General features: G+C 72.5%; 24 protein-coding genes and 1 pseudogene. 12 read left to right on the top strand and 13 right to left on the bottom strand.

Annotated features, from left to right (window positions below; translation table 11 throughout):
* Positions 1-143: 143 nt before the first annotated feature.
* Together ACIPXM_RS16545 and ACIPXM_RS16540 are read left to right on the top strand one after the other, a co-directional pair.
* Positions 144-1304 carry a hypothetical protein gene (locus ACIPXM_RS16545; protein WP_401655672.1) on the top strand — a complete coding sequence of 387 codons (1161 nt, stop codon included), beginning with the start codon at positions 144-146 and terminating at the stop codon, positions 1302-1304.
* Positions 1301-2164 carry a methyltransferase domain-containing protein gene (locus ACIPXM_RS16540; RefSeq protein ID WP_401655670.1) on the top strand — a complete coding sequence of 288 codons (864 nt, stop codon included), beginning with the start codon at positions 1301-1303 and terminating at the stop codon, positions 2162-2164. Before ACIPXM_RS16545 ends, ACIPXM_RS16540 begins: the two co-directional genes overlap by 4 nt.
* Here ACIPXM_RS16540 and ACIPXM_RS16535 read toward each other — a convergent pair.
* Both ACIPXM_RS16535 and ACIPXM_RS16530 read right to left on the bottom strand, forming a co-directional pair.
* On the bottom strand, positions 2136-2609 hold the full coding sequence (locus ACIPXM_RS16535) for a nitroreductase family deazaflavin-dependent oxidoreductase (RefSeq protein ID WP_401655668.1): 474 nt from the start codon (positions 2607-2609) through the stop codon (positions 2136-2138). The genes ACIPXM_RS16540 and ACIPXM_RS16535 overlap by 29 nt on opposite strands.
* Entirely contained in the window at positions 2610-3884 is a 1275-nt protein-coding gene (locus ACIPXM_RS16530; RefSeq protein WP_401655666.1) for an acyl-CoA dehydrogenase family protein, read from the bottom strand. It lies immediately after the preceding gene.
* 107 nt (positions 3885-3991) lie between these two features.
* On the opposite strand from ACIPXM_RS16530, the gene ACIPXM_RS16525 reads away from it, so the two are divergent.
* Complete coding sequence (locus ACIPXM_RS16525) at positions 3992-5158, top strand: thiolase C-terminal domain-containing protein (RefSeq protein ID WP_401655664.1); 1167 nt, start codon at positions 3992-3994, stop codon at positions 5156-5158.
* Positions 5159-5217: 59 nt separating this feature from the next.
* Positions 5218-5883 (top strand): pyridoxal 5'-phosphate synthase, encoded by a 666-nt coding sequence (locus ACIPXM_RS16520; RefSeq protein ID WP_401655661.1) that lies wholly within the window; start codon positions 5218-5220, stop codon positions 5881-5883.
* 23 nt (positions 5884-5906) lie between these two features.
* Here the strand turns inward: ACIPXM_RS16520 and ACIPXM_RS16515 are convergent, their stop codons facing one another.
* The 4 genes from ACIPXM_RS16515 to ACIPXM_RS16500 form a co-directional block, all read right to left on the bottom strand.
* The gene (locus tag ACIPXM_RS16515; protein WP_401655659.1) at positions 5907-7781 is read right to left on the bottom strand and encodes an AMP-dependent synthetase/ligase; all 1875 of its coding nucleotides are present in this window, start codon (positions 7779-7781) and stop codon (positions 5907-5909) included.
* 201 nt (positions 7782-7982) lie between these two features.
* Complete coding sequence (locus ACIPXM_RS16510) at positions 7983-9320, bottom strand: dicarboxylate/amino acid:cation symporter (RefSeq protein WP_401655657.1); 1338 nt, start codon at positions 9318-9320, stop codon at positions 7983-7985.
* A gap of 405 nt (positions 9321-9725) precedes the next feature.
* Positions 9726-9992 (bottom strand): DUF4229 domain-containing protein, encoded by a 267-nt coding sequence (locus ACIPXM_RS16505; protein WP_401655655.1) that lies wholly within the window; start codon positions 9990-9992, stop codon positions 9726-9728.
* Positions 9993-10125: 133 nt separating this feature from the next.
* A complete protein-coding gene (locus tag ACIPXM_RS16500; RefSeq protein ID WP_401655653.1) occupies positions 10126-10695 on the bottom strand; it encodes a hypothetical protein in 570 nt (189 codons plus the stop codon).
* A 168-nt stretch (positions 10696-10863) separates the two neighbouring features.
* Between ACIPXM_RS16500 and ACIPXM_RS16495 the strand changes: the two genes are divergently transcribed.
* Positions 10864-11397, top strand: a complete 534-nt coding sequence (locus ACIPXM_RS16495; protein WP_401655650.1) for a GNAT family N-acetyltransferase — start codon at positions 10864-10866, stop codon at positions 11395-11397.
* 43 nt (positions 11398-11440) lie between these two features.
* Here ACIPXM_RS16495 and mqnE read toward each other — a convergent pair whose 3' ends face one another.
* Together mqnE and ACIPXM_RS16485 are read right to left on the bottom strand one after the other, a co-directional pair.
* On the bottom strand, positions 11441-12604 hold the full coding sequence (mqnE, locus tag ACIPXM_RS16490) for an aminofutalosine synthase MqnE (protein ID WP_401655648.1): 1164 nt from the start codon (positions 12602-12604) through the stop codon (positions 11441-11443).
* Between the two features lie 89 nt (positions 12605-12693).
* Positions 12694-13149: an Lrp/AsnC family transcriptional regulator gene (locus tag ACIPXM_RS16485; RefSeq protein WP_024761206.1), complete on the bottom strand. Its 456-nt coding sequence runs from the start codon at positions 13147-13149 to the stop codon at positions 12694-12696.
* A 123-nt stretch (positions 13150-13272) separates the two neighbouring features.
* On the opposite strand from ACIPXM_RS16485, the gene ACIPXM_RS16480 reads away from it, so the two are divergent.
* Positions 13273-13404 carry a hypothetical protein gene (locus ACIPXM_RS16480; RefSeq protein ID WP_401656223.1) on the top strand — a complete coding sequence of 44 codons (132 nt, stop codon included), beginning with the start codon at positions 13273-13275 and terminating at the stop codon, positions 13402-13404.
* 21 nt (positions 13405-13425) lie between these two features.
* On the opposite strand, the gene ACIPXM_RS16475 is transcribed toward ACIPXM_RS16480, so the two are convergent.
* Positions 13426-14106 (bottom strand): UbiX family flavin prenyltransferase, encoded by a 681-nt coding sequence (locus ACIPXM_RS16475; RefSeq protein WP_401656177.1) that lies wholly within the window; start codon positions 14104-14106, stop codon positions 13426-13428.
* A gap of 196 nt (positions 14107-14302) precedes the next feature.
* Here ACIPXM_RS16475 and ACIPXM_RS16470 point away from each other — a divergent pair, with 196 nt between their 5' ends.
* Together ACIPXM_RS16470 and ACIPXM_RS16465 are read left to right on the top strand one after the other, a co-directional pair.
* Complete coding sequence (locus ACIPXM_RS16470) at positions 14303-14839, top strand: rhomboid family protein (RefSeq protein ID WP_401656175.1); 537 nt, start codon at positions 14303-14305, stop codon at positions 14837-14839.
* Between the two features lie 152 nt (positions 14840-14991).
* Complete coding sequence (locus tag ACIPXM_RS16465; protein WP_401655645.1) at positions 14992-15906, top strand: hypothetical protein; 915 nt, start codon at positions 14992-14994, stop codon at positions 15904-15906.
* A 33-nt stretch (positions 15907-15939) separates the two neighbouring features.
* Here the strand turns inward: ACIPXM_RS16465 and mqnP are convergent, their stop codons facing one another.
* Both mqnP and ACIPXM_RS16455 read right to left on the bottom strand, forming a co-directional pair.
* Positions 15940-16842 carry a menaquinone biosynthesis prenyltransferase MqnP gene (gene mqnP / locus ACIPXM_RS16460; RefSeq protein WP_401655643.1) on the bottom strand — a complete coding sequence of 301 codons (903 nt, stop codon included), beginning with the start codon at positions 16840-16842 and terminating at the stop codon, positions 15940-15942.
* On the bottom strand, positions 16839-18290 hold the full coding sequence (locus ACIPXM_RS16455; RefSeq protein ID WP_401655641.1) for a menaquinone biosynthesis decarboxylase: 1452 nt from the start codon (positions 18288-18290) through the stop codon (positions 16839-16841). Before ACIPXM_RS16455 ends, mqnP begins: the two co-directional genes overlap by 4 nt.
* Positions 18291-18381: 91 nt before the next feature.
* Here ACIPXM_RS16455 and ACIPXM_RS16450 point away from each other — a divergent pair, with 91 nt between their 5' ends.
* The gene (locus ACIPXM_RS16450) at positions 18382-18873 is read left to right on the top strand and encodes a PLD nuclease N-terminal domain-containing protein (RefSeq protein ID WP_401655639.1); all 492 of its coding nucleotides are present in this window, start codon (positions 18382-18384) and stop codon (positions 18871-18873) included.
* Positions 18873-19748, top strand: a pseudogene (locus tag ACIPXM_RS16445) (LysR family transcriptional regulator); the annotation flags it as partial. The gene ACIPXM_RS16450 and the pseudogene ACIPXM_RS16445, both read left to right, overlap by 1 nt.
* On the opposite strand, the gene ACIPXM_RS16440 reads toward ACIPXM_RS16445, so the two are convergent.
* Positions 19660-20616 carry a DMT family transporter gene (locus tag ACIPXM_RS16440; RefSeq protein ID WP_401655637.1) on the bottom strand — a complete coding sequence of 319 codons (957 nt, stop codon included), beginning with the start codon at positions 20614-20616 and terminating at the stop codon, positions 19660-19662. The pseudogene ACIPXM_RS16445 and the gene ACIPXM_RS16440 overlap by 89 nt on opposite strands.
* Positions 20617-20626: 10 nt before the next feature.
* On the bottom strand, positions 20627-21064 hold the full coding sequence (locus ACIPXM_RS16435; protein WP_401655635.1) for a hypothetical protein: 438 nt from the start codon (positions 21062-21064) through the stop codon (positions 20627-20629).
* A gap of 89 nt (positions 21065-21153) precedes the next feature.
* Between ACIPXM_RS16435 and sigJ the strand changes: the two genes are divergently transcribed.
* Positions 21154-22053 (top strand): RNA polymerase sigma factor SigJ, encoded by a 900-nt coding sequence (gene sigJ / locus ACIPXM_RS16430; protein ID WP_401655633.1) that lies wholly within the window; start codon positions 21154-21156, stop codon positions 22051-22053.
* Positions 22054-22096: 43 nt separating this feature from the next.
* A complete protein-coding gene (locus ACIPXM_RS16425; RefSeq protein WP_401655631.1) occupies positions 22097-22642 on the top strand; it encodes a GntR family transcriptional regulator in 546 nt (181 codons plus the stop codon).
* Positions 22643-22660 lie beyond the last annotated feature (18 nt).

The following is a 22660-nucleotide window of genomic DNA, read 5'->3' as shown; positions in this document are numbered from 1 at the left end:
GCCGGCGTTTCCTTTCCCGGGCACCGGGCCGCCCGGCGAAGTTCATACGGACGGCCGTCACCTTTCCCCCGGGCCGCCGTTGGTGCTTCGGATGATCACCTGATCCGACGACACGACACCCCACCAACAGGACGGCACAGCCGATGAACTCCCCGGCGGTCATGGACCGCGCCCCCGCCACGCCCTTATCCGGCGCCCCCGCGTCCCGCGAGACACCCGACGCCCGGGTCGCGGCCGACCCCGACTGCCGGGTGAACGCGCTGCCCCCCTCGGCGCTCTTCGAGCGGTACGAGAGCTCCCGCTTCCTCTACCCCGCCAAGCGCGCCCGGCTCGCCCCGTACCGGGCGCTGATCCTCGACAACTGGCGCCGCGCCCGCCGCGCGGGCGAGCTCCTGATGGCGGAGATCAGCCACGAGGAGCCGGGCGGCGGCTGGGCCTCCGTGTCCGGCTGGCGCTCCACGCACGGCGGCTGGCAGTCCCAGCACCTGGTCTCCTCCGGCACCCTGGCGGGCGGCCGGGCCGTGATGACGACGGCGCTCGCGATGCGCGCCGACCGGGGCACGGACCTCGCCCAGCAGAACTGGTTCAGCCCGAGCAACCGTTTCGCCGCCCTGGTGTTCGGCACCGTCGCCGACAGCCTCGGCCCGGCCGCCGCGACCGTGCTGCCCGGCGACTACCTGATGGTCCCGCTCACCCTCGCCCACGCCCTCGGCGGACCCGGCTCCGGGCCCGGCCCGGTGACCGAGCTGGACGGCGGCGCCTGCCCCGAGCTCGCCGCGTTCGCCGCCCGCTGCCGGGGCGAGGTCTTCGTCAGGGCCGAGAGCCTGGACCTCGGCGACCTGGGCCTCGACGAGGTCGACCGGCTCTACCGGCTCGTCGGGCTGCGCCGCTACCGGCGGATCTTCGTGCACCACGACCGGGCGGGCCGGATCCAGGCCGCCGCGCTCGCCACCCGGGGCCCGCTCGGCTTCAACTTCTCCTTCCTGGAGAATCGTTGCGACCTCCTCGTCGACCCCGCGCTCGACCCTCCGGCGGCCCGGGCGGCGGTCGGCGCGCTGCTCGCCGCCGTCGCCCCCGTCTACGCCGACTTCGAACCGGCCAGGATCCCGGTCGCGAGCGAGACCCCGATGGACCGGCTGCTGCCGGCGGGCGCCGAACCCGTCCGCCCGTACAGCCGCGCCCTCTGGCTCGGCAGCTCGGGCCAGGACTTCGCCCGCCACATCGACGGCCTGTACGAGCGCCGCCGCCAGGGCCGCGGCGGGGCCCCCGCCGTCGCCGCCACGACCCCGAGGAGGAGCGCGTGAGCGCCGTACCGTATCTGATGGAGGACCGGCGCGAGGCCGGGCGGCTGATCGCGAAGGTCGACGCGGACGGCTGGGTACGGGAGTACCTGGACCCGGTGCTGCCGCCGCCGGGCGCCGCCGGGTCCCGGGTGCTCGACGTCGGCGCGGGTCCCGGGCACCTCGCCGAGGCGGTCCTGCGGGCCCGGCCGGGCGCCGAGGTGACGGCGTTCGACGGCAACCCGGAGCGGCTGGCCGCGGGCACCGGCGGGCAGGCCGGCGGCGCCCTGCTGCGCCGCACCGGGGACGCCCGCGAACTGCCCTTCGCGGACGGCTCGTTCGACCTGGTCTACTCGCGCCTGATGCTCCAGTACGTCGCCGAGCGCGGCCGGGCCGTCGCCGAGATGGCGCGGGTGACCCGGCCGGGCGGCCATGTGGTGCTCTTCGACCTGGACGGCCAGCTGGTCTGGCACGACCCGGTCGGGCCCGAACTGCGCGCGCTGCTCGACCCGGTGACGGCGGCGCTCGGGGCGGCCGGTTTCGACCCGCACACCGGTCGGCGCCTCTTCGGGCTCGCCCGCTCGGCCGGACTGACCGAGCTCGCGGTGCGGGTGGACCCGTACCACCTGATCGCGGGCCGGATCGACCCGGTGGAGCGGGAGCAGTGGGCGCTGAAGCTGGACATCGCCCGGCCGCTGATCGCGCGGGCGCTGGGCTCGGCGGAGGCGGCGGAGCGGGCGGTCGGGGTGTTCCTGGCGCATCTGGACAGCGAGGAGACGCTGACGTACTCGGTGGCGTTCACGGTGACGGGGCGGGTGCCGGCCGCCCCGCCCCGCCCCGGCCAGGAGCCCCCGGTCAGCCCCGGGTCAGCCGGAACAGTCTGATCTCGCGGTCGATCCGCGCCTGGTAGGTGGCGTACGGCGGCCAGAAGGCGAGGGCCGCCTGCCAGGCCGCCGCCCGTTCCTCGCCGCGCAGCAGCCGGGCGGTGACCGGGAAGCTCTCGCCGCGCCAGCTGATCTCGGCGGCGGGGTGGGCGAGCAGGTTCGCGGTCCACGAAGGGTGGCCGGGGCGGCCGAAGTTGGAGCCGATCAGCAGCCAGCTGCCGTCGCCCTCGGGCATGCAGGCGAGCGGGGTGACCCGGGGCCGTCCGGACTTGGCGCCCTTCGCCGTGAGGATCACGCCGGGCAGCATCCTGGCGCTGAGCAGCACCTTGCCCCGGGTGAGCCGGTGCACGGCCCGGTCCATGGCGGGGATGACGTGCGGGGCGACCTTGGCGAAGGTGCGGGTGGCGGAGACCTTCTGCATCATGCGCAGTCCGACGGGTGCCATCTAGGCCACCTCCCCCGCCGTGCGCCCGGCGGCGCCGGTGCCGGGTCCGCTGCCCGCGTCGCCGAACAGGCCGATGGTCTCGGCGGCCCGGGCGCGCAGCCGGACGGCGGGGCCGAAGAGGAGTTCGTCGGCGGCGGCCCGCTTGAAGTAGAGCTGGGCGTCGTGCTCCCAGGTGATGCCGATGCCGCCGTGCAGCTGGACGGTCTCGGCGGCGGCGGCCCGCTGGGCCTCCAGGGCCTGGGCGAGCGCGAGCGCGGCGGACGCCGGGTCCGGCTCCCCGCCCCCTCCCCCGGCCTCGGCCGCCGCCGCCTCTGCCTCGGCCGCGCGGGCGGCGCACAGGGTGAGCGAGCGGGCCGACTCGACCTGGACGAGCAGATCGGCGAGACGGTGCTTGACCGCCTGGAAGGAGCCGATGGGGCGGCCGAACTGCTCGCGGGTCGAGGCGTGTTCCACGGTCCGGTCGAGCGCGCCGCGCGCCGCGCCCACCGCCTCGGCGGCGAGCGCGATGGCCGCGTTGCGTCCGGCGGCGGCGAGCGCGGGCAGTGTCTCCATCGGTTCCTCGCCCAGCAACTCGGCCTCCACGTCCCTCAGTTGCAGGGTGGCCTGGGCGCGGGTGAGGTCCAGGGTGGGTACCCGGCGGCGGTCGAGTCCGGCGGCGTCGGGGCGGACCAGGAAGAGCAGGGTGCGGCTGCGCGGGAAGCCTCCGGCGTGTGCGGCGACCAGCAGCAGTCCGGCGCTGTGTCCGTCGAGGACGTGTCCGGCCTCGCCGTACAGCCGCCAGGGCCCGTCGTCCGGGCGGGTGGCCTGGACGCCGCCGGAGCGGCCGCCGCCGGCCCAGGGGACGGCGGTGTTGTCGCCGGTGAGGGCGAGGGCGAGCGGGAGCGAGCCGCCCGGGAGGGCGAGGGCGCAGGTGAGGGTGCCGTCGGCGATCCTCGGCAGCAGTTCGGCGCGCTGGGTGTCGGTGCCGAGGGCGGCGATCAGCGGGGCGCCGAGCACGGCGGTGGCGAGCAGCGGGGAGGGGGCGAGGACGCGGCCGGTCTCCTCGCAGACGAGGGCGAGTTCGGCGGGGCCGCAGCCGATTCCGCCGTACGTCTCGGGCAGGGTGAGTCCGGGCAGGCCGAGGGTGCCGGCCATGGTGGCCCAGAGCCCGGTGTCGTACCCCTCGGGGGTGGTGACGGCGGCGCGGACCTCGGCGGGTCCCGCTCTCTTCGCGAGGAGTTCGCGCAGGGTGCGGCGAATCTCCCGCTGTTCCTCGGTGACGGCGGCGGTGTGCATGGGCTCCCCTCCGTATCTGACGGGCCGTCATGCTAGAGCCGTGTGGGGCAGAAGCACAGAGCGCCAGACCCTCGGGATCCCGTCGAATCTGATGTACCGTCAGATTCATGCCCACCATCACACCGGAACGCCGTCGTCGCGTCGCGGTCGCCGGCATAGCCCTCGCCGACTGCGGCCGGGTCGACGAGGCCACTCCGTACGCGCTGCACGCCCAGGCCGCCCGCCGCGCGCTCGCCGACAGCGGGCTCGACCGCGCGGTGATCGACGGCCTCGCCTCGGCGGGGCTCGGCACCCTCGCCCCGGTGGAGGTGGCCGAGTACCTGGGGCTGCGGCCCCGCTGGGTGGACTCCACCTCGGTGGGCGGCGCCACCTGGGAGGTGATGGCGGCGCACGCCGCCGACGCGATCGCGGCCGGGCACGCCGACGCGGTGCTGCTGGTCTACGGCTCCACCGCCCGCGCCGACATCAAGGCGCGCCGCCGCACCGGCAACCTGTCGTTCGGCTCGCGCGGGCCGCTGCAGTTCGAAGTGCCGTACGGGCACAGCCTGATCGCCAAGTACGCGATGGCCGCGCGCCGTCACATGCACGAGTACGGCACCACCCTGGAGCAGCTCGCCGCGGTCGCGGTCGACGCCCGGGCGAACGCGGCGCTCAACCCGGAGGCGATGTTCCGCACCCCGGTCACCGTGGACGAGGTCCTGGCCGGACCGATGATCGCGGACCCGTTCACCAAGCTGCACTGCTGCATCCGCAGCGACGGCGGCTGCGCGGTCCTGCTGGTCGCCGAGGACCTGGTGCCGGACACCGCGAAGGCACCGGTCTGGGTGCTCGGCACCGGCGAGCACGTGTCGCACACGACGATGTCGGAATGGGCGGACTTCACCGTCTCGCCCGCCGCCGTCAGCGGCCGCCTGGCCTTCGAGCGCGCGGGCGTCACCCCCGCCGACATCGACGTCGCCGAGATCTACGACGCCTTCACCTATATGACCCTGGTGACCCTGGAGGACCTCGGGTTCTGCGCGAAGGGCGAGGGCGGCGCGTACTTCGCGGAGAAGGACCGGGTCCCGGTGAACACCGACGGCGGCGGCCTCTCCGCCTGCCACCCCGGGATGCGCGGCCTGTTCCTGCTGGTCGAGGCGGTCCGCCAGCTCCGCGGCGAGGCCCCCGGCCGCCAGACCCGCCGCCCCGACGGCTCCCTGCCCCACCTCGCGGTCGCCTCCGGCACCGGCGGCTGGTTCTGCTCATCGGGCACGGTGATCCTGGGCCGCGACTGAACGACCGACCCACCCCCGTGCGCCGCGGCGCACCCCCGCAGGGCCTCATGATGGACGCCATGGACGACGAACGGCGTTTTCAGGAGGCCCTGCGGTCTCTTAGGGTCTGGGACACCACACTGCCCGGGTTCGATCCGGCGGACGTGCCGGACGAGCCGGTGGAGTTGTTCCGGCGGTGGTTCGTGGCGGCCGTCGGGGGTGGGGTGGTGGAGCCGCACACCATGACGCTGGGCACCGTGGACGGCGACGGGCTGCCGGACAGCCGGGTCGTGATGCTGCACGGGGCGGACGGGCGCGGCTGGCACTTCGCCTCGCACTCCGGCAGTGCCAAGGGGCGTCAGCTGGCCGACCGGCCGGTGGCCGCGCTCACCTTCTACTGGGCCGCGCAGGGGCGCCAGGTCCGGGTGCGGGGCCGGGTGGTGGCCGGGACGCGGGCGGAGGCGTACGCCGATCTGCACGCCCGGACCACCGGCGCCCTCGCCTCGGCGCTCGTCGGGCGCCAGAGCGAGCCGCTGGGCTCCCTCGACGAGCTGGCGGCGGCGAGCACGGCGGCCTGGGAGCGGGCGGTGGCCGAGCCGGACGCGGACGCGCCGAGCTGGACGCCGTACCTGGTGGAGCCGCGGGAGGTCGAGTTCTTCCAGGGCGACGAGCGGCGGCGGCACGTGCGGCTGCGCTACCGGCGCCACGACGACGGTCTCTGGGAGCGGGAACTGCTCTGGCCGTGACGGGAGTCCGGGTACGGACCCGGTCAGTGCGGGTACATGTCCTCGATCTCCCGGGCGAAGTCCCGCAGCACCGCCCGTCTGCGCAGTTTCAGGGACGGCGTGAGGTGGCCGCCCGACTCCGTCCACTCGCTGGTCAGGATGCGGAACGCGCGGATCGACTCGGCCCGTGACACCAGCCGGTTGGCGTCGTCGACGGCCCGCTGCACCACGCCGATCAGCTCCTCGTCGCGGGCCAGTTCCCACAGCGCCAGATGGTCCTTGTGCCGCATCCGGCGCCAGTGCGTCAGGCCCTCGTGGTCCAGGGTGACGAGCGCCGTGACGTACGGGCGGGCGTCGCCGAGCACCATGCACTGGGCGATCAGCGGGTGGGCCCGCAGCCAGTCCTCCAGCGGCGCGGGGGCCACGTTCTTGCCCGCCGAGGTGACGATCATGTCCTTCTTGCGGCCGGTGATCCGCAGATGGCCCTCGTCGTCGAGGGCCCCGAGGTCACCGGTCGGGAACCAGCCCTCGTCGGTGTACGGCAGCGCCACCCCGCGCTGCGCGTCCCAGTAACCGGCGAAGACGTGCCCGCCCTTGAGCCAGATCTCGCCGTCGGGCGCGATCCGCACGGCGGTGCCTGGCAGCGGGCTGCCGACGGTGCCGGGGCGCGGGCCGCGCAGCGGGGTGACGGTGGCGGCGGCGGTGGTCTCCGTCAGGCCGTACCCCTCGTACACGTCGACCCCGGCGCCCGCGAAGAACTCGGCGAGGCGGGCGCCGAGCGGCGAGCCGCCGCTGATGACGTGCCGGACCTTGCCGCCGAGCGCGGCCCTGATCCGCTGGTAGACCAGCGGTTCGTAGAGGGCGTGGGCGGCGCGCAGGCCGAGCGAGGGGCGGGCCCGGGCGGCGGCGCCGCGCCCGTAGCGTTCGGCGACCCGGGCGGCACGGTCGAAGGAGGCGGCGCGGCCGGCGCGTTCGGCGGTGGCGCGGGCGGTGTGGAACACCTTCTCCAGGACGTAGGGGATGGCGAGCAGGAAGGTGGGCTTGAAGCTCGCGAGGTCGGCGAGGAGTTCGGGGCCTTCGACGGAGGGCGCGTGGCCGACCCGGACCCGGGCCCGGACGCAGCCGATGGCGACCATCCGGCCGAAGACGTGGGACAGCGGCAGGAACAGCAGGGTGGCGGCGGGTTCCTTGCTGACCGAGCTGAAGACGGGGTGGAGCAGCGCGACCGCGTTGTCGACCTCGGCGAAGAAGTTGGCGTGGGTGAGGGCGCAGCCCTTGGGGCGGCCGGTGGTGCCGGAGGTGTAGATGAGGGTGGCGAGGGTCTCGGGGGTGAGCAGTCCGCGCCGTGAGGTGACGGCCTCGTCGGGGACCCGTGCCCCGGCCTTGCGCAGTTGGTCGACGGCGCCGGTGTCGAGCACCCAGAGCTGGCCGAGGGAGGGCAGCTGGCGGCGTTCGGCGGAGACGATCCGGGCCTGCGCGGCGTCCTCGACGACGCAGGCGGCGGCGCCGGAGTCCTGGAGGATCCAGCGGGTCTGGTACGCCGACGAGGTCGGGTAGACCGGCACGGTGATCAGTCCGGCGGCCCAGGCGGCGAAGTCGAGCAGGGTCCACTCGTAGCGGGTCCTGGCCATCAGGGCGAGCCGGTCGCCCGGCCGCAGTCCCTGCGCGACGAGCCCCTTGGCCACCGCGTGCACCTCGGCGGCGAACCTGGCGGCGGTCACGTCCTGCCAGCCCCCTTCCCCTTTGCGGGAGAAGAGCACCGCGCCGGGTTCGTCACGGGCGGTGTCGTACGGCAGGTCGGCGAGCGACCCCCGTCGCACCGGCCCGGCGAGCGGCGCCACGGCCGCTTCCCGCACCACTCCGTCGACCCGGACCAACTCGGGCTCGGGCACCGGCTGTTGCTCGGACACGACGGGCACGTGCGGCTCCTCGGGGAGAACCGGACAGTAACCTTACTTCCGAGTAAATCTAGGGTGTGGAACGGGATTTGGACAGATCCCCGACGGCGCGGCGGCCCGCCGGAACGCCGAAGGCCCGCGCTCCCTCCGGGTGTTCCGGGGGGGCGCGGGCCTCGACTGCAGGACCGGACGGGTCAGGCGGGTCAGGCGGGACCGGACGGGTCAGGCGGCAGCGGCCACCGGGACCTTGGCGTCGGCGTCACGGCCGTCGACCAGGTCGTCGACCGGCGAGGCCGAGGCCGACTCGTACGCGGCGAGGTCCAGGATCTTCTCCCGGGCCGAGACGATGACCGGGACCAGGGCCTGGCCGGCCACGTTGGTCGCGGTGCGCATCATGTCGAGGATCGGGTCGATCGCCATGAGCAGACCGACGCCCTCCAGGGGCAGGCCCAGGGTGGAGAGGGTCAGGGTCAGCATGACCGTCGCGCCGGTCAGACCGGCGGTGGCCGCCGAGCCGATCACCGAGACGAAGGCGATGAGCAGGTACTCCTTGACGCCCAGCTGCACGTCGAAGATCTGCGCGATGAAGATCGCGGCGAGCGCCGGGTAGATCGCGGCGCAGCCGTCCATCTTGGTGGTCGCGCCGAACGGCACGGAGAAGGAGGCGTACTCCTTCGGGACGCCGAGGCGCTCGGTGACGCGCTGCGTGACCGGCATGGTGCCGACCGAGGAGCGGGAGACGAAGGCCAGCTGGATCGCGGGCCAGGCGCCCTTGTAGAACTGCAGCGGGTTCAGCTTGGCGACGGTCGCGAGCAGCAGCGGGTAGACGCCGAACATCACCAGGGCGCAGCCGATGTAGACGTCCGCGGTGAAGGTGGCGTACTTGCCGATCAGGTCCCAGCCGTAGTTCACGATGGCGCGGCCGATGAGACCGGCGGTGCCGATCGGGGCGAGCCGGATGACCCACCACAGGGCCTTCTGGAGCAGCTCCAGGACCGACTCGGAGAGCGTGAGGATCGGCTGCGCCTTCTCGCCGAGCTTGAGCGCGGCGATACCGGCGACGGCCGCCATGAAGACGATCTGGAGCACGTTCAGCTCGGTGAACGGGGTGATCACGTCCGTCGGGACGATCCCGGTGAGGAAGTCGATCCAGCTGCCCTGGTGCTCGGGGAGCTTGCCGTCCTTCGGGGTCAGGCCGGTGCCCGCGCCCGGGTTGGTGAGCAGGCCGATCGCGAGGCCGATGGCGACCGCGATCAGCGAGGTGATCATGAACCAGATGAGGGTCTGCGCGGCGAGCCGGGCCGCGTTGTTGACCTTCCGCAGGTTGGTGATCGAGACGAGGATCGCGAAGAACACGAGGGGCGCGACGGCCAGCTTGAGCAGCTGGACGAAGATGCCGCCGACCTGGCCGAGGGTCTCCTTCAGCCAGCCGATGTCCTGGCTGCGGGCGAGCCAGCCGAGCAGCACGCCGATGAAGAGACCGGCGACGATCTGGGCCCAGAACGGGACCTTGGGTATACGGGACGGGGACTTCGCGGGCGCGGAAGCGGACGCGGACACGGGCACTCCACTGGTGCGTATCGGGGGAAATACGGGGACGGGGGGTGCGGCACTCGCACGCGCCACGGGCGCGGGCCGCTGCATGATGCCGGATCAGAACGCGCGGCGACAGACCGCGGACATACAGCGGCACAGATCGACGTGCAGGCGCGCCACGAGCGGGCTGCTCAGGGCGTGGGAGAGGTGCGCTGCGGACGTCATGGCGAACACGTTAACACTTGAACTTTGAGATCCTCAAAGCCATTCTTTGGGATCCCAGGATGTGGGAACGCCTGCGAAACGCAGAACACCCCAGGCGGGAGCCTTCGAAGCTCCCGCCCGGGGTGTCCGGACGTATCGGTGATGTGAGCTAACTTACGTCAGCTTTATCAAGCCAGTTTTGCGAGGACGAGGACGAGGACGGCGTTACGCGGCGTCCTCGGCCGAGCGGTTCGCCTCCAGGCGGCCCTTCGCCCGGTCGACCCGCGCCACGACCTCGGCGCTGGCGTCGTCACGCACCTTGCGCAGCAGCACGAAGCTGAGCGGCGCGGAGACCAGCAGGGCGAGCACCAGGACCCAGAGCAGGTTGGAGTCGCCGAGGCCGCGCGGCAGCACGCCGACGTAGACCAGGCCCCACAGCGCGAGGAAGCTGCCGGCGAAGATGCCGAGGCGCATCAGGGTGTAGCGGAGCATGCGTGTCCCTCCCATACCGGACGAGCGTCCCTCCAGTGAAGCACGGGGAGGGACGCTCGATCTGACCGGGGTGTCCGGCGCGGGATGTCGCGCCGGACCCGGCTCCCGAAGGCCGACCACGGCCGGCTTCGGATCAGATCAGCCAGCGGTGCTCGCGCACCGGCTTCAGGCCGGCCCACCAGCCGCCGAGGCCGTAGTAGCGGCCCGCGCCGGTCGCGGCGGTGATCAGCAGCACCATGGCGATCATCCAGTGGTCGTCCATGATCGGGTTGGTGCCGGGCCACAGGGTGACCAGCCACATGAAGCCCATCATCAGCGCGCCCGAGGCGGCGGCGATCCGCATGCCGATGCCGAGCATCATGGCGAGGCCGACCCCGGCCAGGCCGAGCATGAAGAGGGTGTCCAGCCACCAGGCGCCCGCGACCGAGTCGAAGACGTGGGCGAACGGGCCGGTGGTGCCGTGCAGCAGGAAGCCCTCGGTGGGGTGTCCGCCACGGATCCAGGCGCCCTCCGACGGGGTCGACTTGCCGAGGCCGAAGACCTTGTCGAGGAAGGCCCACAGGAAGTAGAACCCGGTCAGGACGCGGGCGACGGCGAGCAGGGCGCGGGCCTTGCCCGAGCGGACCAGCACCTCGTCCTGGCTGCCGGGTCCGCCGACCCGCTGGGTGGTGGTGTGACGTTCCGGCGTGTGCAGAGCGGCCATGACGGGACCTTCTCCCCTTCCTCGTACCGAACTCGCGGCGCGAGCTTGTGAATACATTCACAAGCTACGCCTCCCCTTACCCCGCCCCTACCGCCGAAGGTCCCGAACCGGACGGGCGAAGGTCGTCAGCTCTTGAGAGCCTCGCCAGGTAATAGGTACTCTGCGGACATGTCCCTTACTTTTGAGCTGGATCCGGCCATCGACCCCGCGCTCCGCGACGGCGTCCTCGCCCTCTGGGCGGACGTCTCCAACGCGGGCGGCTCGGTCGGCTTCACCCCGCCGGTGACCCCGGACGAGATCCGGCCCTCGCTGCTCAAGCACCTGGTCGGGATGGCGGAGGGCGGCACCCGGCTGCTCGTCGGGCGGGACGCGGCGGGCGAGATCGCCGCCACCGCGTTCTTCACGTACAACACCCACCAGCTGATGACCCACTGGGTGTGGCTGTACACGGTGATGGTGCACCCCCGCCATCAGGGCAAGGGGTACGGCAGGGAGCTGATGGCCGCCGTCGAGGACGCGGCGCGGACCGCCGAGGGCTTCGGCCACATCGAGGCGATCCGGCTGACCTGCCGGGGCGGCACCGGCGTCGACGCGTTCTACGCGCGCGCCGGGTACAAGGAGGTCGGACGCGTCCCGGCCGCCATCCGGGTCTCCCCGGGCGACGACCGCGACGACATCATCATGCTGCTGCCGCTTGACTGAGCACCGCGCGACCGCAGCGGACGCGCGGGACGGATCGACGCGGTCAGAACCGCATCGGCTGCGGCGCCTCGCGGCGCTCCGCGTCCGGACCCGGGTACTCGCGGATGATCTCGTAGCGCGTGTTGCGCTCCACCGGGCGGAACCCGGCGTCCGTGATCAGTTCGAGCAGGTCCTCGCGGGTCAGCTTGTTCGGGGTGCCGTAGTTGTCGGCGTCGTGCGTGATCTTGTACTCGACGACCGAACCGTCCATGTCGTCCGCGCCGTGCTGGAGCGCCAGCTGCGCGGTCTGGACGCCGTGCATCACCCAGAAGACCTTGACGTGCGGCACGTTGTCGAACAGCAGCCGGGAGACCGCGAAGGTCTTCAGGGCCTCGGCACCGGTCGCCATCTGGGTGCGCGCCTGGAGCTTGTTGCGGACCTTGCCGTCCTGCATGTCGACGAAGTCGTGCTGGTAGCGCAGCGGGATGAAGACCTGGAAGCCACCGGTCTCGTCCTGCAGCTCACGCAGCCGCAGCACGTGGTCCACCCGGTGCCGGGGCTCCTCGATGTGCCCGTACAGCATCGTGCACGGGGTCTTCAGACCCTTCTCGTGCGCGAGCCGGTGGATCCGGGACCAGTCCTCCCAGTGGGTGCGGTGGTCCACGATGTGCTGGCGGACCTCCCAGTCGAAGATCTCGGCGCCGCCGCCGGTCAGCGACTCCAGACCGGCCTCGATCAGCTCGTCGAGGATCTCGGAGGCGGAGAGGCCCGAGATGGTCTCGAAGTGGTGGATCTCGGTGGCCGTGAACGCCTTCAGGGAGACGTTCGGCAGCGCCTTCTTCAGCTCGGAGAGCGAGCGCGGGTAGTAGCGCCAGGGCAGGTTGGGGTGCAGCCCGTTGACGATGTGGAGCTCGGTGAGGTTCTCGTTCTCCATCGCCTTCGCGAGGCGCACGGCCTCCTCGATGCGCATGGTGTACGCGTCCTTCTCGCCCGGCTTGCGCTGGAAGGAGCAGTAGGCGCAGGAGGCGGTGCAGACGTTGGTCATGTTCAGATGCCGGTTGACATTGAAGTGGACCAGGTCACCGTTCTTGCGGGTCCTGACCTCGTGGGCCAGACCGCCGAGCCAGGCGAGGTCGTCCGACTCGTAGAGCGCGATGCCGTCCTCACGGCTCAGCCGCTCACCGGCGCGGACCTTCTGCTCCAGCTCCCGCTTGAGCCCCGCGTCCATACGGTCGCCTCCCACTCTCGTCTGCGTGCGCGAACCGGGTGCGACCCGGCGCGGTCGGGCGCCGGGAACGGCGCCCCACCACCGTACTCTCAGCCCTCTTCCGGCAGATCCCCGACCCGGTTCTCCCACTTGGTGGAGAGCACGATCGTGGTGCGGGTGCGGGAGACGCCCTTGGTGCCGGAGAGCCGGCGGATCGTCTTCTCCAGACCGTCGACGTCGCCGACGCGGACCTTGAGCATGAAGGAGTCGTCGCCCGCGATGAACCAGCAGTCCTCGATCTCGGCGAGGTCCTTCAGGCGCCGGGCCACGTCCTCGTGGTCGGCGGCGTCGGAGAGCGAGATGCCGATCAGGGCGGTGACGCCGAGCCCGAGCGAGGCCGCGTCGACGGTGGCGCGGTAGCCGGTGATGACACCGGCCGCTTCGAGGCGGTTGATGCGGTCGGTGACCGAGGGGCCGGAGAGCCCGACGAGCCGTCCGAGCTCGGCGTACGAGGCCCGGCCGTTCTCGCGCAGGGCCTGGATGAGCTGCCTGTCCACGGCGTCCATAGGTATGAAGCCTTCCATTGTCCAGCGATACCGCGAGTATAGGTATAGAATCTAAGGCACACAGGGGCGACACCCTGTGAATCTTTCAGCAGATCAAAGACGATCTTTCAGGAGTGGTTCACCGTGTACACGATCGAGATGGCCTACGCCCGTATGCGCGAGCTGCAGGACCTGGCCAACCGCTCGCGTGCCCACCAGCCGTCCACCGCAGCTCGGCGCGCCGCGAAGAAGCCTTCGGCCGCCAAGAAGCGCTAGCTCCCCGTCACCGACTCCCCGTCACTCCCGGGAACCTCCCAGTTCCCCTTCCCACCGGCGGTACAGGCCGTGCGGCACCCCTGCCGCGTCGAGCACCCGCCCGGCGACGAAGTCCACCAGATCCTGGATGTGCGTCGCACCCGCGTAGAACGCCGGAGAGGCGGGCAGCACCACGGCGCCCGCCTCGTCCAGCGTCACCATGTGCTTGAGCGTCTGACCGTTCAGCGGGGTCTCCCGCACGGCCACGACCAGCGGACGCCGTTCCTTCAGCGTCACGCTCGCCACCCGCTGCAGCAGATCCTTCGACAGACCCAGCGCCACCCCGGCGACCGAGGCCGTCGAGGCGGGCACGATCAGCATCCCCTGCACCGGGTACGAGCCGGACGACGGCCCCGCGGCCAGGTCACCGGCCGCCCAGTACCGCACGTCGTCCAGCGCGTCGGCGAGCCGGCCCGACACGTCGAACGAGTCCGGCTTCCCGTCCGCGCCACGCGCCAGCCACGTCGCCAGGTCCTCGCGCCAGTGCGCGTCCCGGAAGGCGATCCCCGTCTCGTCCAGCAGGGTCAGCCGCGACGCCCGCGACACGATCAGGTCGACGCTCTCGCCCGCCGCGAGCAGCCCTCGCAGCACGGCGGCGGCGTACGGCGTCCCGGACGCTCCGGACACTCCCACGACCCACGGACGACGCTGCTGCTTGTTCACCGGCTCCACGCCGACGAGCCTATCCGCAGCCGCGTCCGGGCCACCCGGTAAGGTCCCCCGGACGTCAACAGGGCACCGCGGGTGCCGCACGCAAGGGGGGCTTGTGGTGGAACCGGGCCGAGGCGGGACCAGCGGCATCCTGGCCACGCCGGACACGTGGTCGCGGGCCGACCGGGCGAAGGCCGCGGCCAAGCTGATGCTCGGCTGGGTGGCGCTGCTGTGGGCCCTGGAGGGCGTCGACCTGGTCACCGGGCACGCCCTCGACCCGTACGGGATCGTGCCCCGCGACCCGTCCCAGCTGTCGCACATCGTCCCCGCCGCCTTCCTCCACCTCGGCTTCGGGCACGTCGCCTCGAACAGCGTGCCGCTGCTCGTGCTCGGCTTCCTCACCGCGCTCGGCGGCATCCGCCGCTTCCTCCTCGTCAGCGCGTTCATCGTGCTCGCGGGCGGCTTCGGCATCTGGCTGTCCGCCCCGCCGAACACCCTCACCCTCGGCGCCTCAGGACTGGTCTTCGGCCTGTTCGGCTATCTGGTGGTGCGCGGCCTGGTGAACCGGCGCCCGCTGGACGTCCTGGTCGGCCTGCTGGTCGGCGCGGTCTGGGGCGGCACGATGCTGACCGGGCTCGTGCCGCAGCCGGTGATCAGCTGGCAGGGGCACCTGTGCGGGCTGCTCGCCGGAATCGTCGCGGCCGTCCTGCTGCGCCGCCGCACGGCGGCGGGCACCCCCGCCTGACGGACCGGGCAGGAACCCGTTCCTCGGGCCCCCGGACCGCCCGGCCGCCCCGCGTTGCCCCCGGCTCTGCCCCCGGGGCCCTCGACCGGCCCCGCCGTACCCCGGAAGACTGCGGACGCGCACGTCCTGACGTCTCGCCTTCCGGAGCGGCCATGTTCACCCACCGAGACCGCGCCGCGGGCCGCCCCGCGCCGGGCCGCGCCCCGGGCGTCCGCAACGCCCAGCAGGGCCCGCAGCCGCACGCCGAGCGGCTCGCCCAGGGCGCCGGGGCCGGGCGGCCGCTCAGTCCCGCCGGGCTGCGCGCGATGCAGGCCGGGGCCGGGAACGCGGCCGCCGTCGACGCGGTCGGCCGGCAGCGGGCCGTGCAGCGGGCCGACTCCGACAGCTCGTCGAGCGGCGGGGCGAGCGACGCGGCGACCACGGCCGCGCCGCCGCGCTACCGGATCCAGATCCAGACCACGAAGAACAGCCGCACCCACCACCTCGACTACTGGGCGAACCTCGCCCTCGGCCACGCCTGGGTCGCCCTCTACAAGGAGGAGGGCGGGCAGTCGACCTGGAAGTCGTACGGCTTCTTCCCCGCCGAGAACGTCCCCCACAACAAGCCGTTCACGTCGGTGCAGGGCGTCGTCAAGCGGAACCACGACAGCCCGGACAACGCCTCGTCCAAGCTGACGGCGGAGCTCACCGAGGAGCAGTACAACAACGCCCGCGAGTTCATCCGGAGCAGCGAGGGCCGCGAGTACAACCTGGCCACCTTCAACTGCACCACCTTCGCCCGCGCCGCCTTCACGGCCGCGACCGGTGAGTCCGCGCCGGGCCTCGGGATGCCGCTCCTGGAGAACCCGAACACGCTCCAGGACTCGATCAAGCGCCGCAACGACAAGAGCGGGGCGCCGCGCAAGGGCGAGGACATCGCCGCCGACATGGGTCCGAACTCGGACTACGACTCCGACAGCAGCGACGACAGCTGGAGCAACCCGCTGGGCGGCTTCCGGCAGATGAACCAGCCCGATCCGGCGGCCGCGGCAGCCGCCCCGGCCCGCCCGCGCTTCGTCATCGACTGAGCGGGGCGGGAAACCGTACGCCCGTCGGAGGGGCTACACCGTCAGGCCGCGCACCAGCAGGTCGAGCAGCGCGCACACGAAGAGCGAGATGCCGATGAAGCCGTTCGTGGTGAAGAACGCCCGGTTGAGCCGGGACAGGTCGTGCGGCTTCACGATCGAGTGCTCGTAGCAGAACGCGGCGATCACGACCACGAGCCCGACCCAGAAGAACAGCCCCGCGTCGGTCGCCAGCGCGTACCAGACCAGCAGTCCGGTGGTCACGACGGCCGAGCCGCGGGCGCCCCACAGGGCGGCCGGGATGCCGAAGCGGGCCGGGACCGACTTCACGCCGTGGGCGCGGTCCGCCTGGACGTCCTGGCAGGCGAAGATCAGGTCGAAGCCGCCGATCCAGATGCCGACCGCGAGGCCCAGGATCACCGCGTCCCAGGACCACTCGCCGGTCACCGCGAGCCAGGCGCCGATCGGGCCCATGGCCTGGGCGAGGCCGAGGATGGCGTGCGGGAAGTTGGTGAACCGTTTCCCGTACGGGTAGATCACCATCGGGATCACCGCGAGCGGCGCGAGCGCCAGGCAGAGCGGGTTGAGCAGGGCCGCCGCGCCGAGGAACACGACGACGGCGACGCCCGCGCCGGTCCACGCCGAGCGCACCGACACCGCGCCGGTGACCAGCTCGCGGCCGGCGGTGCGCGGGTTGCGGGCGTCGATCTCGCGGTCGATGATCCGGTTGCAGGCCATGGCGAAGGTCCGCAGACCCACCATGCAGACCGTCACCAGGAACAGCGTCCACCAGTGGATGTTCCGGTCCAGCTGGTACATCGCGGTCAGCGCGGCGATGTACGCGAAGGGCAGCGCGAAGACCGAGTGCTCGATCATCACCAGCCGGAGGAAGGCTTTGGTGCGGCCCGGCTCGGCGCCGGGCACGGCGGCCGTGGTCACAGCCCGTACTCCTTCCAGCGGCGGTCCACCAGGGCCGCCGTCGCCGGGTCCGACTCCACCATGTCCGGCCAGCCGCCGTCCCGGGTGTAGCCCTCCTCGGGCAGCTTCTTCGTCGCGTCGATGCCCGCCTTGCCGCCCCAGAACTGCTGGTAGGAGGCGTGGTCGAGATGGTCGACCGGGCCTTCGACGACGGTGAGGTCGCGGGCGTAGTCGGTGTTGCCGAGGGCCCGCCAGGACACCTCGTGCAGATCGTGGACGTCGCAGTCCTTGTCCACCACGATGATCAGCTTGGTCAGCGACATCATGTGGGCGCCCCAGATGGCGTGCATCACCTTCTGGGCGTGCTTCGGGTACTTCTTGTCGATCGAGACGATCGCGCAGTTGTGGAAGCCGCCCGACTCGGGCAGGTGGTAGTCCACGATGTCCGGCACGATGATCTTCAGGAGCGGCAGGAAGAAGCGCTCGGTGGCACGGCCCAGCGGGCCGTCCTCGGTCGGCGGGCGGCCGACCACGATCGACTGGAGCAGCGGACGCTTCCGCATGGTCACGCAGTCGATCTTCAGCGCGGGGAACGGTTCCTGCGGCGTGTAGAAGCCGGTGTGGTCGCCGAACGGGCCCTCCGGCAGCATCTCGCCCGGCTCCAGCCAGCCCTCGATGACGACCTCGGCCTGCGCCGGGACCTGGAGCGGCACGGTCTTGCAGTCGACCATCTCGATCCGCTTGCCCTGCACGAAGCCCGCGAACAGGTACTCGTCGATGTCGCCGGGCAGCGGCGCGGTCGAGGCGTACGTCACGGCCGGCGGGCAGCCGAAGGCGATGGCGACCGGCAGCCGCTCACCGCGCGCCGCGGCGACCGCGTAGTGGTTCCGGCTGTCCTTGTGGATCTGCCAGTGCATGCCGATGGTGCGCTTGTCGTGCCGCTGGAGGCGGTAGAGGCCGAGGTTGCGGACGCCGGTCTCGGGGTGCTTGGTGTGGGTGAGGCCCAGGTTGAAGAAGGAGCCGCCGTCCTTGGGCCAGGTGAAGAGCGCGGGCAGCTGGTCGAGGTCGACGTCGTCGCCGGTCAGGACCACCTCCTGGACGGGGGCGTCCTTCACCTTCTTCGGCGGCACGTGCACCATCGAGCCCAGCTTGCCGAACGCCTCGCGGACTCCGACGAAGCCGTGCGGCAGCTCGGGCTTGAGCAGACCGCCGATCTTCTCGCTGATCTCTTCGTAGGACTTCAGGCCGAGTGCCTTGAGGAGCCGCCGGTCGGTGCCGAAGACATTCATCGCGAGCGGCATGGCGGCGCCCTTGACGTTCTCGAAGAGCAGCGCCGGGCCTCCCGCCTTGTTCACCCGGTCGACGATCTCCCCGACCTCCAGGTACGGATCGACTTCGGCCTTGATGCGCTTGAGGTCGCCTTCGCGCTCCAGCGCCCGGAGGAGCGAGCGGAGATCGTCGTAAGCCATAGGGGCCAGTATCGGTCACCGGATAGGCTGGCTGTGTCACCGGGGCCGCCGAACGGCGCCGCCCGCCGCTGCTTCCAGGGGGCTGTCCCACATGCTCAGGGCGTTGATGTACATCCTGCCGCTGGCGCTGACGATCTACGCGTTCATCGACTGCCTCAACACGCCCGAGGACGAGGTGAAGCACCTGCCGAAGGTCGTGTGGGTGATCATCATCCTGCTTTTCTGGATCGTCGGCCCGGTGGTCTGGTTCTTCGCGGGCAAGAAGCGCGACGCGGTGGCGGGCGGCGCGGGCCGCCGCGGCGGCGGCTGGGTGGCCCCGGACGACAACCCGGAGTTCCTGAAGTCGCTGCGCGAGGAGAGCCGCCGCGAGCCCGAGGCGGCTGCCGGGCCCGAGGCGCCGGTTCAGCCGGGGCAGGACGAGGCCGCCCTGAAGGACTGGGAGGCCGATCTGCGCCGCCGCGAGGAGGAGCTGAAGCGCCGCGAGCGGGGCGGCGACGGCCAGGACTCGGGCAAGAGCCAGGACAAGGGGCAGGACAAGGGCCAGGAGCGGGGCCAAGACCGTGGCCAGGACAGCGAGAGCTGATGGAGCTGCGGCTGCTCGTGACCTTCGAGAAGGTCGCGGCCGTGGGCTCCTTCACCCGGGCCGCCGCCGATCTCGCGTACGCCCAGTCCAGCGTCACCGGCCAGATCAAGGCCCTGGAGGCGTCGCTCGGCGTCGAGCTGTTCGAGCGGCTCGGCTCCCGGATCCGGCTCACCGAGGCCGGTGAGCGGCTGCTGCCGTACGCGCGCCGCCTGATCGCCCTCGCCGACGAGGCCAGGGCCGCCGTCGTCACCGGCGACGAACCGGCCGGGACGATCGCGGTCGGCACCATGGAGTCGCTGACCTCCTACCGGCTGCCGCCGCTCCTGGAACTGTTCCACCACCGCTATCCCAAGGTGCGGCTCACGCTGCGGCCGACGCTCGGCGACGAGACCCGGCGGGCGCTGCGGCAGGGGACGTACGACATCGGTTTCCTGATGGAGCCGGACACCACGCACGACGGCCTGGAGAGCGAGGTCCTCGCGGCCGAGCCGCTGGTCCTGGTGGCCTCGCCGCGCCACCCGCTGGCCGGGCGGGCCGCGCTGACCGGCGCGGATCTGGCGGCGGCGCAGCTGGTGGGGCTTGAGCCGGGCTGCCCGTACCGGGACCTCTTCGAGCGGGAGCTGGCCCCGTGGGCGCCGCCGTTCATGGAGTTCGGCACGATCGAGGCGACCAAGCGCGGGGTGGCGACCGGGCTCGGGGTGGCACTGCTGCCCGAGATCGCGGTGCGGGCGGAGCTGGCGTCCGGGGCGCTGACGGTGCTGGCCTGGGAGCCGCCGTTCACGCTGTTCACGCAGATCGCGTGGCGGCGGGGGAAGCGGCTTCCGGCGCATGTCCGGCTGTTCGTGGAGCAGGTCCGCCGGCTCGTACGGGAAGAGGGCGCGGAACCGCCGGACGGCGGGCCGGCAGCGTCACCCTGAGACTGGCGAGGACGATCAGCGGGACCCCGAGCGCCTGGAGCGGGCCGATGTGGTGGCCGTACACCGCCCAGTCGACGCCCATCGCGACCGCCGGGTAGGTGAAGGCGATCACCGCGATCTTCGGGGTGGGCAGCTTGGCGTACGCCGCGTACATCAGCACGTACATCACGCCGGTGTGGATCAGGCCGAGCCCGGCGAGCCAGCCCCAGCCCGCGCCGAGCCGGGCCGCCTCGCCGAAGTCGGCGAACGGCAGGAGCAGCGGGATGCCGACGGTGACCTGGACGAGGGCGATCAGATGCGGGCGGACGCCGGTGATCCGCTTGGTCACGACGGTGGACAGGGCGTAGAGCACGGCGGCGCCGAGGGCGAGGCCGAGTCCGGCGAGCGAGGCGGTGTCGCCGGGGCGGATCCCGGAGACCAGGACGAGCCCGGCGAAGGCGACGGCCAGCCAGCCGATCCGCCCGGCGCCGATCCGCTCGCGCAGCACGACGGCGCCGAGCAGCACCAGGAAGAACGGCTGGGTGTGGTAGACGACGGTGGCGAAGGAGATCGACGTCACCCGGTACGCCTCGAACAGCAGCACCCAGTTGAGGACGATGAACGCGCCGCCGAGCGCGGCGAGTCCGAGGGTGCGCGGGGTGAGGCCGTGGCCGGTGAAGTAGCCGCGGGCCAGGCTGTACGCGCCGAGGGCGAGCGCGCCGAACACGCAGCGGAAGAAGACCACGGTGAACGGGGAGGCGCCGGACTCGACGACGAAGACGCCGAGGGTGCCGGAGAGCACCATGGCGAGGACCAGTTCGAGGGTGCCGCGGGAGTCGTTTCGCATGCCTCCGACGCTACGAACGGGCCCCGGGGCCGGTCCACGCGTCAGTGGGGCGTCCTGCCGATGGGGCGATCGGCGCGTCCGATCGGGCCCGCGCGGGCCCGGTGACCACCCGGCCGAGGTCGAGGACGCTGAGGCCGAACATCAGGACCCCGAGCGGCACATGGAGCGCGGGCTCGCGCATGATGCCGAGGACGACCTGGGCGGAGGCGAGCAGCAGGAAGCCGGTGGAGTAGGCGATCGGCCGGGGCGAGCCGCCGCCGGGCCGCCAGGCGAGGACGGCGGCGAGGACGTAGAGCATGGTGGCGCCGTACATGACCCGGGCGCCGACGCCGTGGAGGGTCTCGCCGTAGGAGGTGGTGAGCAGCAGACCGGCGGTGGTGGCCTGGAGGAAGAGGGTGAGGGTCTGGAGGGCGAGGGCGACGCGGACGAAGGTTCTGTGGGCGTTCATGATCGAATCTCTTTCCGACCGGTGATGGGCTTGGTGGGGTTGCTCCCACCGTCTCGACGACACAGCCCCGTGAAATGTGAGGTGCGCGCGTGAAGAACCTGACGGGCGGGGATACGGACGTCCTCGGCGAGCGGCGCCATCTGGTCAACCTGGCCTACCGGATGCTGGGTTCGCTCGCGGAGGCCGAGGACGCGGTGCAGGAGACGTACGCCCGCTGGTACGCGCTGACCCCGGCGCGCCGGGCGGCGGTCGCGGTGCCGGGGGCGTGGCTGACGACGGTGGCGAGCCGGGTGTGCCTGGACCTGCTGGGCTCGGCACGGGTGCGGCGCGAGCGCTATGTGGGCCCGTGGATCCCGGAGCCGTTGCCGGGGCGCGCGGACCGGGGCGGCGGTACGGCCGATCCGGCGGACCTGGTGACCCTGGACGAGTCGGTGGGCATGGCGTTCCTGGTGGTCCTGGAGTCGATGACCCCGGCCGAACGGGTCGCGTTCGTCCTGCACGACGTCTTCGCCTACCCCTACGCCGACATCGCCACGATCCTCACCCGCACCCCGGCGGCCTGCCGCCAACTGGCCACCGCCGCCCGTCGCCGCCTCCCCACCGCACCCCCGCCGCCACCCGCCACGGGCCGGGCCGAGGTCGTCCGGCACTTCAAGGAGGCGTGGGAGGCCCAGGACATCGCCGCCCTGATCGCCCTCCTGTCCCCCGACGCGACCCTGACCGCGGACGGCGGCGGCCTGGTCGGCACGGTCCTCCGCCCGGTCTCGGGCGCCGAGGAGATCGCCCGCTACCTCCTCTTCATCGCCACCAAGTCCGCCGGCACCCTCACCCTCCTCCCGCATCCGGTCAACGGCGTCCCGGGCCTGGTGGCCCGGGTCGGCGGGGTGACGGCGACGGTGGCGGCGCTGGACGTGGACGGGGCGGGGAGGGTGTCGCGGATCTGGGCGGTGCGGAACCCGGAGAAGCTGGGGGCGTGGCAGGACATGTGACGGCCCCTAAGGTCGCTGACAACAGCCAGCTGGAGGTACGAACATGTCGGGCGACGCCTGGATCAGCGAGACCGCGCCCTACCTGGCCCCGCGCGAGCCCGGCCAGGGTGACGCGTGGACCGACGAGGCCGCCCGGCGCGGGCGCCGTGGGGGCCAGCGCCTGCTCCAGGCGGGCGAAGTGGACGCGCCCGAGCGGGTGCGCGCGGCCCTGGGGCTGGCCGACGCGGAGCGCGTGATCGTCAGGCGTCGGCTGATCCTGCTCGACGACCGGCCGGTGGAGCTGGCCGACTCCTACTACCCCGTCGCCGTCGCCGGGGGCACCGCGCTGGCGGAGCCGCGCAAGGTGCCCGGCGGCGCCGTGACGCTCCTCAGGGAACTGGGCTACACCGGCGCCGAGGTCGTGGAGGACGTGAGCGCCGACCTCGCCGACGCCGAGGAGCGAGAGCTGCTGGACCTCCCCGAGGGCAGCGCCGTCCTCCGGCTGCTCCGCCTGACGCGGACCGCCGACGGGACGCCGATGGAAGCCTCGCTGATGACCATGCCGTCCGACCGGCACCTCACGTACCGGCTCGGGAAGCAGAGCGGGTGAACCGGGGCGGGTGAAGCG

It is taken from the genome of Streptomyces sp. NPDC090025 (assembly GCF_044748125.1).
Taxonomy (GTDB): domain Bacteria; phylum Actinomycetota; class Actinomycetes; order Streptomycetales; family Streptomycetaceae; genus Streptomyces.
The sequence above is the reverse complement of the archived record's forward strand: the minus strand, read 5'-3'. Positions and strand labels throughout refer to the sequence as shown.

Coding starts and splice junctions, on each gene's coding strand:
- ACIPXM_RS16455 (WP_401655641.1), bottom strand. CDS start 18,290: ATGGCTTACGACGATCTCCGCTCGCTCCTCCGGGCGCTGGAGCGCGAA.
- ACIPXM_RS16495 (WP_401655650.1), top strand. CDS start 10,864: ATGTCCCTTACTTTTGAGCTGGATCCGGCCATCGACCCCGCGCTCCGC.
- ACIPXM_RS16465 (WP_401655645.1), top strand. CDS start 14,992: ATGTTCACCCACCGAGACCGCGCCGCGGGCCGCCCCGCGCCGGGCCGC.
- ACIPXM_RS16530 (WP_401655666.1), bottom strand. CDS start 3,884: ATGCACACCGCCGCCGTCACCGAGGAACAGCGGGAGATTCGCCGCACC.
- ACIPXM_RS16450 (WP_401655639.1), top strand. CDS start 18,382: ATGCTCAGGGCGTTGATGTACATCCTGCCGCTGGCGCTGACGATCTAC.
- ACIPXM_RS16505 (WP_401655655.1), bottom strand. CDS start 9,992: ATGCTCCGCTACACCCTGATGCGCCTCGGCATCTTCGCCGGCAGCTTC.
- ACIPXM_RS16435 (WP_401655635.1), bottom strand. CDS start 21,064: ATGAACGCCCACAGAACCTTCGTCCGCGTCGCCCTCGCCCTCCAGACC.
- ACIPXM_RS16525 (WP_401655664.1), top strand. CDS start 3,992: ATGCCCACCATCACACCGGAACGCCGTCGTCGCGTCGCGGTCGCCGGC.
- ACIPXM_RS16535 (WP_401655668.1), bottom strand. CDS start 2,609: ATGGCACCCGTCGGACTGCGCATGATGCAGAAGGTCTCCGCCACCCGC.
- ACIPXM_RS16545 (WP_401655672.1), top strand. CDS start 144: ATGAACTCCCCGGCGGTCATGGACCGCGCCCCCGCCACGCCCTTATCC.
- ACIPXM_RS16470 (WP_401656175.1), top strand. CDS start 14,303: ATGCTCGGCTGGGTGGCGCTGCTGTGGGCCCTGGAGGGCGTCGACCTG.
- ACIPXM_RS16500 (WP_401655653.1), bottom strand. CDS start 10,695: ATGGCCGCTCTGCACACGCCGGAACGTCACACCACCACCCAGCGGGTC.
- mqnE (WP_401655648.1), bottom strand. CDS start 12,604: ATGGACGCGGGGCTCAAGCGGGAGCTGGAGCAGAAGGTCCGCGCCGGT.
- ACIPXM_RS16425 (WP_401655631.1), top strand. CDS start 22,097: ATGTCGGGCGACGCCTGGATCAGCGAGACCGCGCCCTACCTGGCCCCG.
- ACIPXM_RS16485 (WP_024761206.1), bottom strand. CDS start 13,149: ATGGACGCCGTGGACAGGCAGCTCATCCAGGCCCTGCGCGAGAACGGC.
- ACIPXM_RS16520 (WP_401655661.1), top strand. CDS start 5,218: ATGGACGACGAACGGCGTTTTCAGGAGGCCCTGCGGTCTCTTAGGGTC.
- ACIPXM_RS16440 (WP_401655637.1), bottom strand. CDS start 20,616: ATGCGAAACGACTCCCGCGGCACCCTCGAACTGGTCCTCGCCATGGTG.